This window comes from Undibacterium sp. Ji83W, assembly GCF_049340385.1.
In the GTDB taxonomy this organism is placed as follows: Bacteria; Pseudomonadota; Gammaproteobacteria; order Burkholderiales; family Burkholderiaceae_D; genus Undibacterium.
Window position 1 is genome coordinate 58,063 of sequence record NZ_JBMPOZ010000006.1, and the last position, 13,440, is coordinate 71,502.

At 52.1% G+C, this 13,440-nt stretch carries 13 protein-coding genes; 8 read left to right on the forward strand and 5 right to left on the reverse strand.

What is annotated here, in order from left to right:
• Nucleotides 1-114 precede the first annotated feature (114 nt).
• On the reverse strand, nucleotides 115-672 hold the full coding sequence (locus ACO0LD_RS12165; RefSeq protein ID WP_423007057.1) for a Spy/CpxP family protein refolding chaperone: 558 nt from the start codon (nucleotides 670-672) through the stop codon (nucleotides 115-117).
• A gap of 307 nt (nucleotides 673-979) precedes the next feature.
• Between ACO0LD_RS12165 and ACO0LD_RS12170 the strand changes: the two genes are divergently transcribed.
• From ACO0LD_RS12170 to ACO0LD_RS12180, 3 genes are all read left to right on the forward strand, one after another.
• Nucleotides 980-1,708: a response regulator gene (locus ACO0LD_RS12170; protein ID WP_423007059.1), complete on the forward strand. Its 729-nt coding sequence runs from the start codon at nucleotides 980-982 to the stop codon at nucleotides 1,706-1,708.
• Nucleotides 1,705-3,051, forward strand: a complete 1,347-nt coding sequence (locus tag ACO0LD_RS12175) for an ATP-binding protein (protein WP_423007061.1) — start codon at nucleotides 1,705-1,707, stop codon at nucleotides 3,049-3,051. Before ACO0LD_RS12170 ends, ACO0LD_RS12175 begins: the two co-directional genes overlap by 4 nt.
• A 218-nt stretch (nucleotides 3,052-3,269) precedes the next feature.
• On the forward strand, nucleotides 3,270-3,740 hold the full coding sequence (locus tag ACO0LD_RS12180; protein WP_423007465.1) for a DUF2721 domain-containing protein: 471 nt from the start codon (nucleotides 3,270-3,272) through the stop codon (nucleotides 3,738-3,740).
• A 90-nt stretch (nucleotides 3,741-3,830) separates the two neighbouring features.
• On the opposite strand, the gene ACO0LD_RS12185 is transcribed toward ACO0LD_RS12180, so the two are convergent.
• A complete protein-coding gene (locus ACO0LD_RS12185) occupies nucleotides 3,831-5,231 on the reverse strand; it encodes a hypothetical protein (protein ID WP_423007063.1) in 1,401 nt (466 codons plus the stop codon).
• A 199-nt stretch (nucleotides 5,232-5,430) separates the two neighbouring features.
• Between ACO0LD_RS12185 and ACO0LD_RS12190 the strand changes: the two genes are divergently transcribed.
• Nucleotides 5,431-7,095: a long-chain fatty acid--CoA ligase gene (locus ACO0LD_RS12190; RefSeq protein WP_423007065.1), complete on the forward strand. Its 1,665-nt coding sequence runs from the start codon at nucleotides 5,431-5,433 to the stop codon at nucleotides 7,093-7,095.
• 93 nt (nucleotides 7,096-7,188) lie between these two features.
• Nucleotides 7,189-7,467 carry a hypothetical protein gene (locus ACO0LD_RS12195; RefSeq protein WP_423007067.1) on the forward strand — a complete coding sequence of 93 codons (279 nt, stop codon included), beginning with the start codon at nucleotides 7,189-7,191 and terminating at the stop codon, nucleotides 7,465-7,467.
• A 52-nt stretch (nucleotides 7,468-7,519) separates the two neighbouring features.
• Here the strand turns inward: ACO0LD_RS12195 and ACO0LD_RS12200 are convergent, their stop codons facing one another.
• Complete coding sequence (locus ACO0LD_RS12200; RefSeq protein WP_423007069.1) at nucleotides 7,520-8,077, reverse strand: PaaI family thioesterase; 558 nt, start codon at nucleotides 8,075-8,077, stop codon at nucleotides 7,520-7,522.
• Nucleotides 8,074-8,526 carry a PaaI family thioesterase gene (locus tag ACO0LD_RS12205; RefSeq protein ID WP_423007467.1) on the reverse strand — a complete coding sequence of 151 codons (453 nt, stop codon included), beginning with the start codon at nucleotides 8,524-8,526 and terminating at the stop codon, nucleotides 8,074-8,076. Before ACO0LD_RS12205 ends, ACO0LD_RS12200 begins: the two co-directional genes overlap by 4 nt.
• 105 nt (nucleotides 8,527-8,631) lie before the next feature.
• On the opposite strand from ACO0LD_RS12205, the gene ACO0LD_RS12210 reads away from it, so the two are divergent.
• Nucleotides 8,632-9,660 (forward strand): GlxA family transcriptional regulator, encoded by a 1,029-nt coding sequence (locus ACO0LD_RS12210; RefSeq protein ID WP_423007071.1) that lies wholly within the window; start codon nucleotides 8,632-8,634, stop codon nucleotides 9,658-9,660.
• Between the two features lie 105 nt (nucleotides 9,661-9,765).
• Nucleotides 9,766-10,350 (forward strand): PilZ domain-containing protein, encoded by a 585-nt coding sequence (locus tag ACO0LD_RS12215; protein ID WP_423007073.1) that lies wholly within the window; start codon nucleotides 9,766-9,768, stop codon nucleotides 10,348-10,350.
• Between the two features lie 63 nt (nucleotides 10,351-10,413).
• On the opposite strand, the gene ACO0LD_RS12220 is transcribed toward ACO0LD_RS12215, so the two are convergent.
• The gene (locus tag ACO0LD_RS12220; RefSeq protein WP_423007075.1) at nucleotides 10,414-11,154 is read right to left on the reverse strand and encodes a glycine-rich domain-containing protein; all 741 of its coding nucleotides are present in this window, start codon (nucleotides 11,152-11,154) and stop codon (nucleotides 10,414-10,416) included.
• A 565-nt stretch (nucleotides 11,155-11,719) separates the two neighbouring features.
• On the opposite strand from ACO0LD_RS12220, the gene ACO0LD_RS12225 reads away from it, so the two are divergent.
• The gene (locus ACO0LD_RS12225) at nucleotides 11,720-13,408 is read left to right on the forward strand and encodes a methyl-accepting chemotaxis protein (RefSeq protein ID WP_423007077.1); all 1,689 of its coding nucleotides are present in this window, start codon (nucleotides 11,720-11,722) and stop codon (nucleotides 13,406-13,408) included.
• The last annotated feature ends 32 nt before the right edge of the window (nucleotides 13,409-13,440 follow it).

Genomic DNA, 13,440 nt, shown 5'->3' on the forward strand with positions numbered 1-13,440 from the left:
CTGTCACAAAATGAGGGATAAATTCATCCTCCACCTCGCAACAGCCTTCTACACTTTTCTACCCTTAGTCTGAATATCAATGCCTGCATACGGCAAGCACTGATTTTTTTGAGCTTACTTCTTGTCTGTCATCGGAGGGTGATCGCCCGCTTTGTGGCCAGGACCATGTTCACCCATTTGCTTGCCCATGCGTTCACGCATATGGGATGCCATACGTCGGTGGCTTTCATCAAAAATCTTTTGCTGCTCAGGTGTTAACACGGCATAGAAAGTTTTCAGGGAAACCAGACGTGTTTGCATTTTCGCCAAATGCTCTTTCATTTTTTCCAGACCTTTTTCCATGCGTTCTGGTGTCGTCAATTTCTCCATTTCCTTGCGGTCAGGGCGGGCTGGCATGGCACCTGGATTCATGCCATCAATGAAAGTCTTCCAGGCTGGTTCTTGTGCCGCCGTGATTTTCAATTTGTCATGCAGTTCGGCCTGGTGTTTGGCCATACGCTCTTTCATCTTCTCTGCCCACTTGGCGGGATCGCCATGCGGCTGACCGTGGCCTGCAGGTGCAGAAGCAGATGGCGGTGCCGAAGATTGCGCCAGGGCGCTGCCAGCACTAGCGGCTATGCCCAAACTGATTGCTGCCAAAGCTATACAGAATTTTTTTTGTAAGGTTTTCATATTTTTTCTCTTTCAGAACAGAAGAACAAACTCATGCATCTGCAATATACATTTCACAAAAATACATCCACAAAATGCTGAGTTAACCTGGCTGATTGCTTTCTGGACTTGAATTAAATCCGGCATTGCTGTCTCAGACATGTGGTGTATCTTGCAGCAAGCTTGTAACGTCGAAATGTCCGTCTGCTCTCGCTTTGTATCGACGTGTAACAGTCAATAATGATAAGGTGGTATCTTACGGTTTAAGATAACAAGACGATACAAAATCAGGGTTTTTATCGACTAGATCGGGCTCATAATGAAGAACATGGACACACCAAATAAAATTCTCATCGTTGATGATGACCGCGACATCCGCAATTTGCTGGCTGATTATCTCGACAATAATGGCTACAGTACAGTCACGGCTGCCGAAGGTAATGCCATGTGGGCAGCCCTGCAAAACCACCAGGTTGATCTGGTCGTGCTGGATTTGAATTTGCCTGGCGACGACGGCCTGACACTGTGCCGTACCTTGCGCAGCAAATCAACTTTGCCCGTCATCATGCTGACTGCGCGTGGCGAACCGCTGGACCGTATCCTGGGTCTGGAAATGGGTGCAGACGATTACCTGCCCAAGCCTTTCGAACCACGCGAATTACTGGCGCGCATACGCAGCGTTTTGCGCCGCACCCAAACCAATGTCAATACACATTCTGGCGAGGCCCTGCAAAAACTTAAATTTGCTGGCTGGACGCTGGATTTGACGGCACGTCATCTGATCAGCCCGGATGGCATGGTGGTGTCATTGTCAGGCGCCGAGTTCCGCATGCTGAATATTTTCCTGGAACATCCTAACCGCGTGCTGAACCGTGATCAGTTACTGAACATGACGCATGGCCGCGATGCCGATCCGTTTGACCGTTCCATCGATATCCAGATCAGTCGCTTGCGACAAAAACTGCGCGAAGATGCACGCTCACCGCAGATCATCAAGACCGTCAGGAATGGCGGCTATGTATTGGCCGTTACCGTCGTCGTGGAGCAAGAAACATGAAAATCCTGTCGTCGATGTGGGGCAGGGTATTTGCCATCCTTTTGCTGGGTGTAATCGCTTCGACGGTACTGACCTGGTCGCTGGCTTTTGGCGAAAGACAAAAAACCATATCGCAATACCGGGATTCACACGCAGTTGAACGGGCTGAACAACTGGTGCTGGCGCTGGATGCCCTGCCAGCAGAAAACCGTGAAAAGTTTTTGGCCACGGCACCACGCCTAGGCTTGAAAGTTGCGACCCTGCCTGCCGAGACTACTGACCAGGCACCGCGTTCTGAATATGCTGCTGCTGTCAGCGAGAGACTGGGCAAGACTTTTCGTGTAATGTCTTTGGCGCAGGATCCGGAATCCTGCCCGCGCAATCCACAAAATATACAAACCAACCGCCTGCCTTGCGAAGCCCTGGGCATCACCCTGCATGACGGCACGGCCCTGCGCCTGACGGTATTACCACCGCGTAATCCTGCACCACCACTGCGCCCTGATTTCTTGCAATACCTGTTCCTGTTTTTGGCCAGTATTGCCGTGCTGGCATTCCTGATCGCCCGCATGACCATGCGGCCCTTGCAGCAAATGGCGAAGGCAGCCACTGCCCTCGGGCAAGATATCAACCGTCCTCCTTTGCCAGAAAAAGGCGCGACTGAAATCTTGCAGGCAACACGCGCCTTCAATGCCATGCAGGCACGCATACGCCAGCACATCGCCCAGCGCACCCATATGCTGGCGGCAATCACCCATGATTTGCAAACCCCGCTGACGCGTTTGCGTTTGCGCCTGGAAAAGGTCAGGGATGAAGAATTGCGCGACAAGCTCATAGAAGATTTGTCGGGCATGCAAATGATGATACGCGAAGGCCTGGACCTGGCGCGCAGCATGGACAGCAATGAAGCCTTGAAGCCGCTGGATCTGGACTCACTGCTCGACAGTGTCTGTGCCGATGCCGCAGATGCTGGCCAAAATGTCAGCTTTGTAGGCAAACCCGGCCTGACCGTCATGGCCAGGCCACAAGCCTTGCGCCGCTGCCTGACTAACCTGATCGACAATGCCGTCAAATATGGTCAATACGCCACGGTCAGCCTGGTGGCAGGCAAGGATGCCGCCAAGGATGTCTTGCATGTGCTGATACGCGACGGTGGCCATGGTATTCCGCCTGAATTTCAGAGCAAGGTTTTCGAGCCATTTTTTCGCATGGAAACTTCGCGCTCCAGAGAGTCTGGCGGCACGGGCCTGGGTCTGACGATAGCCCAGAATATCGCCCAGCAACACGGCGGCCAACTGCAATTGAGCAATCTGCCTGAAGGTGGCCTGGAAGTTCGCCTGACGCTGCCTTTGCAAACAGCTTGAGATGGTTTGACGCAGTTTGAATGGCTTGAGTTAGTCGCCCTTGCTTGTATCCTGTACCAGCCCCGCTGCATCGCAGTGGGGTAATCCTTCCTCAAGTCCTGCCTGCACGACAAAAACCTGCTGCTGTCAGCAAGGATGGTCAAAAAGTCTGCATTCCGTTCGCCCAGGCAAGCCCTCGTCCCTGTAAAATCCCGGGAAAACCTGAGGACTTGCACATGATTAATCTACAACTAAGTGATGTCAGCCACATCATACAACTCTCAATCGCCCCGGTGTTCCTGCTGACCGGTGTGGGTACCACGCTCTCGGTCCTGACCAGCCGTCTGGCACGCATCATAGATCGCTCCAGGGTAGTGGAAGACCTGTTGCATAGCGAGAATAGTCCGGCCATCAGCCCGCCGGGGGTCGAAGAAGAATTGCACGAATTGTATGAACGCTCGCACCTGATCAACCGCGCCATCACCCTCAGCACATCCTGCGGTTTGCTGATCTGTCTGGTGATTGCCACCCTGTTCATGGGCGATGCCACCAGTCTGAACCTGGACAAGCTGATTGCCACCCTGTTTGTGGGCGGCGTGTTTTCCCTGATAGGCAGCTTCATTTATTTCATGCGCGAGATTTTTGTCGCCACCAAAACCCTGACACGCCAGCGCAAACTGGGCAGGCGCAAAATCATAGAACGCGAATAAATCCACGTATCCAGCAAAAAGCCCCGCTATCTTTCGATGCGGGGCTTTTTGCTGGGTGCTTACTTTATTTCACGCTGTTATTTCAGGCTGTTATTTCACTACGGCTGGTGCCTGTACCGTGACGATGACATCAATGGAAGCCGTGCCAGGATTAGCCACGGTAATTGGCTGATAACTGCCAGTCGCCCGGAAAATCAGTGTCCCCGGTGTGCTAGGCGAAATAAATCCGGCATTGCTGGTACCTGCACCGGCTATGGCAACGGTGGTACCGGCAATCTGCGTCCAGCTGTAATAGATGATATTGCTGGTGTTTGACGGCGCATCGACTTTCAGGGTCACTGCACTATTGGTCAGCACGACTTGTACAGGTGTGTATGACACCAGTGAAATCGGTGGCAGAGGGTCTACATAAAACACCACGTCCAGTTGAACCAGCGGGTCCAGCGAAAAACCGCCAGGCTGGATGACTGAATTTGAGGCATTAAGGGTAAATACAAACGGGGTACGGGTATCGACAAATTTGGGCAGGGCGGCACTGGCCACGCTGCTGAATGCATTGAAAATTTCTACCGAAGGACCGGATTTTTGCTTCCAGTAATAATAGATGGGCGTGCTGCTGTCGACCTTGCCGTTGGCATCGTATTTGACTGATTTGCTGCCATCAAGAGTAATAGTAGAACCCGCAGCGACCACACCACCGCTGTAAGAGATAGGCACTACCGTCGGTTTGATGATAGGTGTCACCGTCACGGTCTGGGTGGCCGTACCCACTTTTTGCTTGTCGTCAGTGACGCGGCATTGCACTTTCAATGCCGTTGATGCTGTCACTACCGGCGCGGTAAAACTGGTGGCGGCGGTATCCGTCGGTGCCAGGGTAATGGTAGTACCAGCTGCATCGCTGACCACCCATTGGTAGGAATAAGGCTCACCCGTAGCTGCCGGTGTACCACCACTGCCAGCGCAACTCAGGCTGACCTTGTCACCCGACGTGGCGTTGGTAGTGCCGCTGACTTTGGCCACCGGATTGGCAGTTGTGGATGCTTCCTGCTTCACCAGCAAAGTGGTGGATGCCTTGATGGTATTGCCTTTAACGTCAACAGCATTGAGTGTGAGTTTATAGGTATAGTCCGCCGTCAAAAGAGTCGGCGGGGTGACTTGCAAGACACAACTGGCATCAGCACCCGTGGTGCTCTTGCTAATGGTCTTGCAATCTGCATTCGTCACTGCCGCCAGCGGGTTAGCTGACAGGGTCAGGTTCTCTACCTGCCAGTACATATTCGTGATGATACCAACGGTACTACTGGCCTGGCCACTAAAGCTAAGGGGTGCACCACTGGTCACAGTCAGGGCATCGGGAACTGCAATCGCCATTGGGTTGGCAGTCGTCCCGCCGGAAGTGCCGGTACCTGAAGTACTACCGCCACCACCACCGCAGGCCATCATAGCCAGGCTGGAAAAAACGATTAAGGCTGTTTTGATTTGCTGAAACACGCTGACTCCGATGACTTGCAAAATAGAGGAATGCTTATCATTGTAGCTTCATGCTGCCGTTTGCAATACCTTTACACCAAATGTTGACAAAATGTTTCAAGTTTCCGATAAACATCATTATTTTACGAACGACCGTGCAAAAAATAATTAGGTATGGCACTCTAATAAAAAAGCTATTCCAAACAGACTGGAGACCCTGATGAACACTTTGCATTATGCCCACTGGCCACAAGGCTTGCCCCATCATCTGATCGCGCCAGAAGCCAGCGTGTATACGAATTTGCAGGTATCGGCGCTGCGTTTCCCGGACAAGGCAGCGATCATTTTTTATGACACCGTTATCACTTACCGGCAATTGCATGAAGAAGTGCTGGCGCTGGCGGGCTATCTGCAAGAGGTTTGCGGCGTGCAAAAAGGTGACCGTGTCTTGCTGAACATGCAAAACTGTCCGCAGTTCATCATCGGTTTTTATGCCATTTTGCGCGCAGACGCCATGGTAGTGCCAGTCAATCCCATGCTGATGACGGATGAACTGGCGCATTACATCGCCGACAGCGGTGCCAAAACAGCCCTGGTCTCGCAAGAAATTTTCTCGCGCCTGCAACCATTAGTAGGCCAGGGTATCTTGCAAAATGCGATAGTGGCTACTTACTCTGATCATTTGACCGCAGCAACCAACCTGACCATTCCCGATTTTGTGAAGGCAGATCGCCAGGTGCCAGTACAGGCTGGCGTCAGTAGCTGGCAAGCTGCGGTGACAGCCGGCCATCAGGCGCAAGCCCATCAGGCGGGACCAGAAGACCTGGCCTGCATGCCTTATACCTCAGGCACGACAGGCAAACCGAAGGGCTGCATACATACCCACCGCTCAGTCATTTTCAATACGGTAGCCAGCCCCACCTGGTCGGGCAATATCGTTGCCAATCATGTCTCTCTCGCAGTGCTGCCGTTTTTTCATGTGACGGGCATGCAATCAGTGATGAACAGCATGATTTACTGTGGCGGCACCCTGGTTATCCTGCCGCGCTGGGACAGGGATGCGGCCGGTCAGCTCATCACCCGCTATGCCGTCAGTAACTGGACGCTGGTACCATCGATGATGATAGATTTCCTGTCCAACCCGCGTCTGGCTGAATATGATATTTCCAGGCTGACCCGGGTATCCGGTGGCGGCGCAGCCATGCCCGCCGCGATTGCCCAAAAGCTGCTGGACTTGTCCGGGCAGGTATACATGGAAGGTTATGGCCTGTCAGAAACCATGGCCGCTTCCCATGTCAATCCGGCACAGCGCATGAAACAGCAATGCCTGGGCGTGCCCTATTTCAATGTCGATTCACGCATCGTTGACCCAACCACCCTGCAAGAAGTGAAACAGGGCGAAACCGGTGAAATCTGGATCCATGGCCCGCAAGTCTTTCAAGGTTACTGGAACGACCCGCAAAAGACCGCCGACTCATTTGCCGAACTCGACGGCAAAAAATTCTTCCGCTCCGGCGACCTCGGCTACATGGATCCGGAAGGCTTCTTCTTCTTCACCGACCGTCTGAAACGCATGATCAATGCCAGCGGTTTCAAAGTCTGGCCCGCCGAAGTCGAATCCATGATGTACCAGCACCCCGCCATCCAGGAATGCTGCATCATCGCCGCCCACGATGCCTACCGAGGCGAAACCGTCAAAGCCGTGGTCGTTAAAAAACCTGGCAGCGACGTGACTGCAGAGGACATCATGACCTGGGCGCATGAAAAGATGGCCGCGTACAAGGTGCCGAAGTTTGTGGAGTTTGTGGACAGCTTGCCGAAATCGGGAACGGGGAAAGTGATGTGGCGGACGTTGCAGGAGAAGGAAGCGGCTAAGGTCAAGTAACAGATCTGGCAGTAATGGCACTGGTTTTGCCGTTGGGGTTGGTTTTGACTTTTGCAGTTCCCATGTGTCGATGCCTTTGCTGCAAGGCAGAAAATGGAAAAAGAAGGATCGATGTTTGAGCGCAGCGAGTTTTCGAGCCTTCCCATTTTTTGCCTTGCAGCAAAGGGAACCCCCTTTAGGGGGCAGCGACGCCTGGGTCGCCTTTCTTTGAGTACTTTCTTTGGCGACCAAAGAAAGTACTTCGGCCGCCGGGCCGAGACCCGGCTTGTATCCACGAAGGGTAATCGTTTTAATCAAAGTACGGCAATGCAACGAACGCCGCTGGAGCGCCAGCCCGGTAGCCTCCAGCCTGCGCTGGAGCGACGAATTTGAAATTGCCGCTTACGTTATGATTGCCGTTCATCGCCAGAGCCCCATAGGTCTCTCAAGGCAAAGGAAAAATCAAACATGTCGTCGTTGCATGCGCATAAATCCTCCCCGCCGCATCCACGATACGCCCCTCCGCCGTACCCACTTGTTTACCCACCTGTATCACCTTGCCCTCAGCCCGCACAGGCCCGGTCTTGCTGCTCATCGCACGGATCAGATTCACCTTGATCTCCAGCGTGGTGTAACCCACGCCTGCTGGCAACATCGATTGCACGGCACAACCAACAGCAGAATCCAGCAAGGTACAGAAATAACCACCATGTACGCTGCCCAAAGGATTGTAGTGCTGCAGACCAGGCGTGCCCTGGAACACGATGCGGCCAGCTTCACCTTCTACCGGGATGAAATCCAGGGTCTTGCCTATGTGGGCGACCGGGTATTTCCCTTCCAGGATGCCGCGTAAAAAATCCATGCCGCTGACGGCTTTCAATTGCTCAAGACCTAAGACCCCAGGTTCTGCCATGCGGGCGCGGACTGCGGCTTCCTGTTCCTGCCATTGTTTCAAGACCGCAGTTGCGTCACCCTTTGCATCATTCTTTGCGTCACTCATCATGCATCCTTCCGGGGGAATAAAATCATTTGGGTACAACGAAACAGGGCAATCGTCTTACCCTCATAACTGACTACCGCATCCCAGACCTGGGTAGTACGGCCCAAATGCACGGCAGTGGCAAGCACGCTGATGGTGCCTGCGCGGGCAGTGCCCAGATGATTGGATTTCAATTCAATTGTCGTAAAGCTTTGCGCGCCTTCAGGCAGGCTGGCGACGCAACCATAACCGCAGGCGGTATCAGCCAGGGTAACCACGCTGCCTGCGTGCAGATAACCGTTGGGAGCCAGCAAATGCGGCAAGACCGGCAATTCTGCGGTGACTTTGCCTTTTTCTACCGTCAGGATATTGATGCCCAGGTGGCCGGGTAAAAATTTGGCACCGAACTGGTTCAGGCGTTGAGCCTGTTCTTCTGCTGCGACCGTATTAGTGGCAGTATCTGCTGAGGTCATCATTTTTCCTTTACTCATATAAACTACTTTCCAGACTACATTCTAGTTATTGCAGGAAAGTGCTGACAGTGTCAGTATTGACTCTTTTAATGCAGATTACGACAAATGGCACATATCGAAGTCTGGCTCTACCCTCAATGCATGGCATCTGCGGTCACTGGCCCGCTGGATGTGTTTGCTGTCGCCAATGCCATCTGGTCGCTCAAGAACGTCGATGAAGTAGATCCCTTGTTCACCTGGAGCTTGCATTCCATTGATGGAGAGTCTGTCATGACGCCCGCCAAAGTCAGGCTGAGTGCCGACTCCAGCATACAGGCCGACAGCAAGGCCGATATCATTTTATTACCAGGCCTGTACATGGAAAACGGTATTACCGGCCTGACCAGCAGCATGCATGCCATGCGTGAACTATTTCCCATATTGCGGGCCAGACATGCGCAGGGCTGTGTGCTGGCGGCAAATTGCAGTGCCACGTTTTTACTGGCGGAGGCTGGTTTGCTGGATGGTGGTCATGCAACAACGACCTGGTGGCTGGAAAGGGCATTCAAGACCCGTTACCCTGAAGTCAGCCTGCGTCTGTCTGAAGTGCTGGATGAATATGAAAATATTCTGACCAGCGGTGCTGCCACCAGCTTCCTCAATCTTGCCTATCATCTGGTGGAACGCTTTGGTGGCCAGGATATAGCCAGCGGTGTCGCCAAGACTTTGCTCATCGATGCCAACCGCACTTCGCAAATGCCGTATATGCAGATGCTGAGCCTGACCCAGCAAGATACCCACCAGCATGAAAACATCCTGGTGCAACGCGCACAAAAATGGCTGAGCCTGAATCACCACCTGCCCTTCCGCCTGCCTGCCCTGGCCGGGCATCTGGCTGTCAGTGAACGCACTGTCATACGCCACTTCCATCAGACGCTGGATACTACGCCGGCCAGCTATGCCCAGCAAGTCAAGATGGATATCGCCAAGCGCCTTCTGGAAACCACTACGCTGACACTGGAGCAAGTGGCAGAACGCACAGGCTATAGCGACCCCAGTTCATTCCGCCGCCTGTTCAAAAAACATTCTGGCCTGTCACCCGCCAGTTATCGCGAGCAATTCAGGCCAGCGAAGCGGGTTGCCGTCAGCACTTAAGTAGAAAAAAACAAGCTACAAAGTTGATACAAAAAATAGCATGAAAAACTGCAATAATTTCCACATGGAAATTATTGCAGTAATTTTTCTCTATATAATGCTGCCATGCACAAGCTACCTGGAAAAAGAAAAGTCTCTTATGGCGCTGATACAGTAGCGCCAGAAGCGCCCGCATTGCTGAAGGATGCCGCGCTTGAAGATGGCCCTTTGACACCGCCATTTGTGCCCCCGGACTTGGGGGATGCCATCCTGGTGCAGGATACGCCCCCCTCTCAAAATGCAGCGATTTCGGATACGCTGGCCAAGTTCAATGTCGTAAAAACGCAGTTATTGCGTTCACATAACCGCTATCTGGTGAAATGGAAAATTGCCCTGATTCATGAATTCGGCGGTAAAAAACTGAGTTATTACGGCAAGATCAATGATATTTCCGAAAATGGTCTCAGCATGTTCTGTGACTACAATGTCTTTTTTAACGGCAAAGTGAAGCTGGTCATGACGCTGCCGCCCTTGAACGTGGGTATGCAAGCGCAAAAAATAGAAGTCGAGAGCAAGATGGTGTACACCATACTCTCGCAATTTTCTTTCCGCATCGGTCTGGAATTCTTGAATTTCAACGATGGCGAAAAGAAAATATTGATGGACAGGCTGGAAAGCAGCAATGCTGCGCTCAAGCCCAGCGGTGCCTGAGACGACACTCAAAGTAATTTGGAACTAGTGTCAAACTAATGCCGAACTAATGTATTAGTCAGCCTAATCTCCACCTCCGCCACAACCACCACCGCAGCCCCCGCTACAGCCCGAACCACTGCTGTCACCCCCACTGTCACTACCACCTGCATCTGCGCTACTACCACTGTGGTGCGTACTGTCGCCAAAATCGTAGGATGTATCGCTGCCGCTACTGCCACTGCTGCCGCCATAAAAATCACCGCCGCAATACACAGTACCATCGCCATTCTTGCGCAAAGCACTGCAATCGGGTTCGTAACGAAAACCATCGGCGATATTCCATTTGGCATCCAGCGCAAACAGCAGTGGCAAGCGCGTCGCGCGGCGAGGATTGATGTTTTCTTCCAGGCAGGCAAACCACCAAGTGCGGCGCAAACCCTCATTTCCACGCTGGCTGGCACCCAACACCGCAGCTGGTGTGTGGTGCATGTAACGGCCAAAAGCCTTTTTACAAAATTGTTCGTAGTTTTTTGTATATAGTATAAATTCATGCCACAGGTCATCGACTACCTGCGAAGGCATGGAAATATGTTTGAAACCCGACTTCAGATACACCAGAAAAAACTGCCGCAAGGCGCGTGCAACCAGTTGCTGGTCTTTCTGGTTCAGGTCGGGACGCTGTTTGTGTAGTCTTTCCAACAGTCCGGGTGGAAACATATACGTGCGAATATAGTCAGCCTGCGCCGCCCGCCGCCAGCGCGTCCAGACGTAGATCAGACTAACCGCCAGCACAAGTACAACAACACTGAGTAATAAGGGCATCAAGCTTGCTCTCAATCAATAGAATTTAACAAAAACATGTGCCATACATGCTTTGCGGCAAAGCAATTTTGGCATAGTATGGATACAAAGGTATATCGTACCGGCAAGCCAGACTGCACCGTAGCTTATTCCAAGAGCGGCATGAGATACCAGATTTTCTCTTCCCCGAATTCTGATATGTTGTTTTATGAAAAATATTTTTTCTAAGAACCGGTTTTACGATCTGTAGCAAGCGTGCGTCGGCGGGATCAGGGTAACAAAAACGCAGCGCAAAAAGCGGAATGTACTCTAGTACATGAGCATTTTGAGCAGCACATGAGTCCCGATCACGCTCGCGCTTAAGATCGTAAACAGGTTCTAAGGGGCTGATCTGAAATCTTGTACATCATTCACATGATTGCCTGGAGTGACGAATGAAAACGTCGCACGACAAACACGGATAGCGCTGGCATGCGACTTGCACGTTGTCATGCACGCGGATAAGTCAGGCTAAGAGCAATACCGGGCAAAGATTTTATGTAAGCACGACCTCGTAGTAACTGAACTTCTTTAAGGGAGATTCACTATGAATTTGCGTCACTTGCGCATAGGTACCCGACTCGCTGTGGGCTTTGGTGTGATACTGGCGACCCTGGTACTCATCCTGTTCATCGACAGCATCTTCAGTGCCAGTAACCGCAAGGAAATGGTTGCAGGACTGGAACTCTCTCACAGTAAAAGTGAACTTGCTGCCACCATGAAAAGCAGCATGCTGGAAAGTGGCATAGCCATCCGCAACATAGGCTTGCAAACTGACCTTGGCGAAAGCGACAAACAAAATGTCATCTCCAAAAAACAGCAGGCCCGCTTTGCTGAAGCCAGGGAAAAGCTCATCGCCCTGGGTTTGAGTGCAGAAGAAAAAAAGATTATCGATGCAGTATCCGATCTGGACAAGCAAATCGATTTTCCCATCAAGGAAGCAATGAAAATGTTGCTTGCCTTCAATGGTGAAGAAGCCGTCAAACTCATCGCCACCCAAGTTGATCCACTGCAACAAAAAGCCATATTGGAAATCAACAAACTGGTCGAGATACAAAGCAAGTCCGCTTCTGAATTATCTGCCACGGCAGAAAGCAAGGGCAAGCAACTGACCTTCACCCTGTTCGCCATTGGTGCAGTGATCTTGTTATTTGGTGCAGGCTTCTCCATCTTCCTGACGCGCAGTATCACGACACCCTTGCGCGATGCGGTCTCGATTGCCAAGCGCGTTGCTGCCGGTGAGCTGACTTTCCGTGAAGCTGCCGATGGCACGGATGAAATCAGCGAGTTGCTGAATGCCCTGAAAGAAATGAGCGATAACCTGCATAATATCGTCAGTGAAGTCAGGCAAGGTACAGATGCCATCGCGATTGCGGCGGTAGAAATCTCTACCGGCAATTCTGATTTGTCTTCCCGTACCGAAACCCAGGCGGGCGCACTGGAAGAAACCGCCAGCTCCATGGAAGAAATCACGGCAACCGTCAGACATAATGCCGACAATGCCAGACAGGCCAATGGCCTGGTCACCTCGGCTTCCAACTTCGCCATCAAGGGTGGTGAAGAAGTCGGCAAGGTTGTTCACACCATGAACTCCATCAAGGAAAGCTCACGCAAGATTGTCGATATCATCAGCGTCATCGACGGCATTGCCTTCCAGACCAATATCCTGGCCTTGAATGCAGCGGTGGAAGCAGCGCGCGCTGGTGAACAGGGTCGCGGCTTTGCCGTGGTGGCTTCTGAAGTGCGCAATCTCGCGCAACGCAGCGCCAGTGCAGCAAAAGAGATTAAAACCCTGATCGGTGATTCTGTAGAAAAAGTCGATACTGGTGGCAAACTCGTTGATGCAGCTGGCAAGACCATGAATGAAATCGTCAGCTCGGTGAAACACGTGGCAGAAATCATGTCCGAAATCACGGCAGCCGGTCAGGAACAAAGTTCAGGCATAGAAGAAGTCAACCGTGCCATCAACCAGATGGATGAAATGACGCAGCAAAATGCAGCACTGGTAGAACAGGCCGCCGCCGCAGCAGAAAGCATGGAAGATCAGGCCAATAATCTGGCCAGGGCAGTGTCAGCCTTCAAGCTGGATAATTCCAGCAATACCGTGCGAAGGGTACAGCAAGTACAACCAGTACAAGCTACTCCCGTGCGCAACGACTATACTGAAGAGGAACCCTCCTTGATCATGGCAACTGCTGGTAAACTAGTGAGGGCACTGGGTTTCAATAAAAATTAGCGAACCGTGGGGAGCAGATGCCCTTCATGGTA

Coding starts and splice junctions, on each gene's coding strand:
- ACO0LD_RS12165 (WP_423007057.1), bottom strand. CDS start 672: ATGAAAACCTTACAAAAAAAATTCTGTATAGCTTTGGCAGCAATCAGT.
- ACO0LD_RS12170 (WP_423007059.1), top strand. CDS start 980: ATGGACACACCAAATAAAATTCTCATCGTTGATGATGACCGCGACATC.
- ACO0LD_RS12175 (WP_423007061.1), top strand. CDS start 1,705: ATGAAAATCCTGTCGTCGATGTGGGGCAGGGTATTTGCCATCCTTTTG.
- ACO0LD_RS12190 (WP_423007065.1), top strand. CDS start 5,431: ATGAACACTTTGCATTATGCCCACTGGCCACAAGGCTTGCCCCATCAT.
- ACO0LD_RS12195 (WP_423007067.1), top strand. CDS start 7,189: ATGGAAAAAGAAGGATCGATGTTTGAGCGCAGCGAGTTTTCGAGCCTT.
- ACO0LD_RS12200 (WP_423007069.1), bottom strand. CDS start 8,077: ATGATGAGTGACGCAAAGAATGATGCAAAGGGTGACGCAACTGCGGTC.
- ACO0LD_RS12205 (WP_423007467.1), bottom strand. CDS start 8,526: ATGACCTCAGCAGATACTGCCACTAATACGGTCGCAGCAGAAGAACAG.
- ACO0LD_RS12210 (WP_423007071.1), top strand. CDS start 8,632: ATGGCACATATCGAAGTCTGGCTCTACCCTCAATGCATGGCATCTGCG.
- ACO0LD_RS12215 (WP_423007073.1), top strand. CDS start 9,766: ATGCACAAGCTACCTGGAAAAAGAAAAGTCTCTTATGGCGCTGATACA.
- ACO0LD_RS12220 (WP_423007075.1), bottom strand. CDS start 11,154: ATGCCCTTATTACTCAGTGTTGTTGTACTTGTGCTGGCGGTTAGTCTG.
- ACO0LD_RS12225 (WP_423007077.1), top strand. CDS start 11,720: ATGAATTTGCGTCACTTGCGCATAGGTACCCGACTCGCTGTGGGCTTT.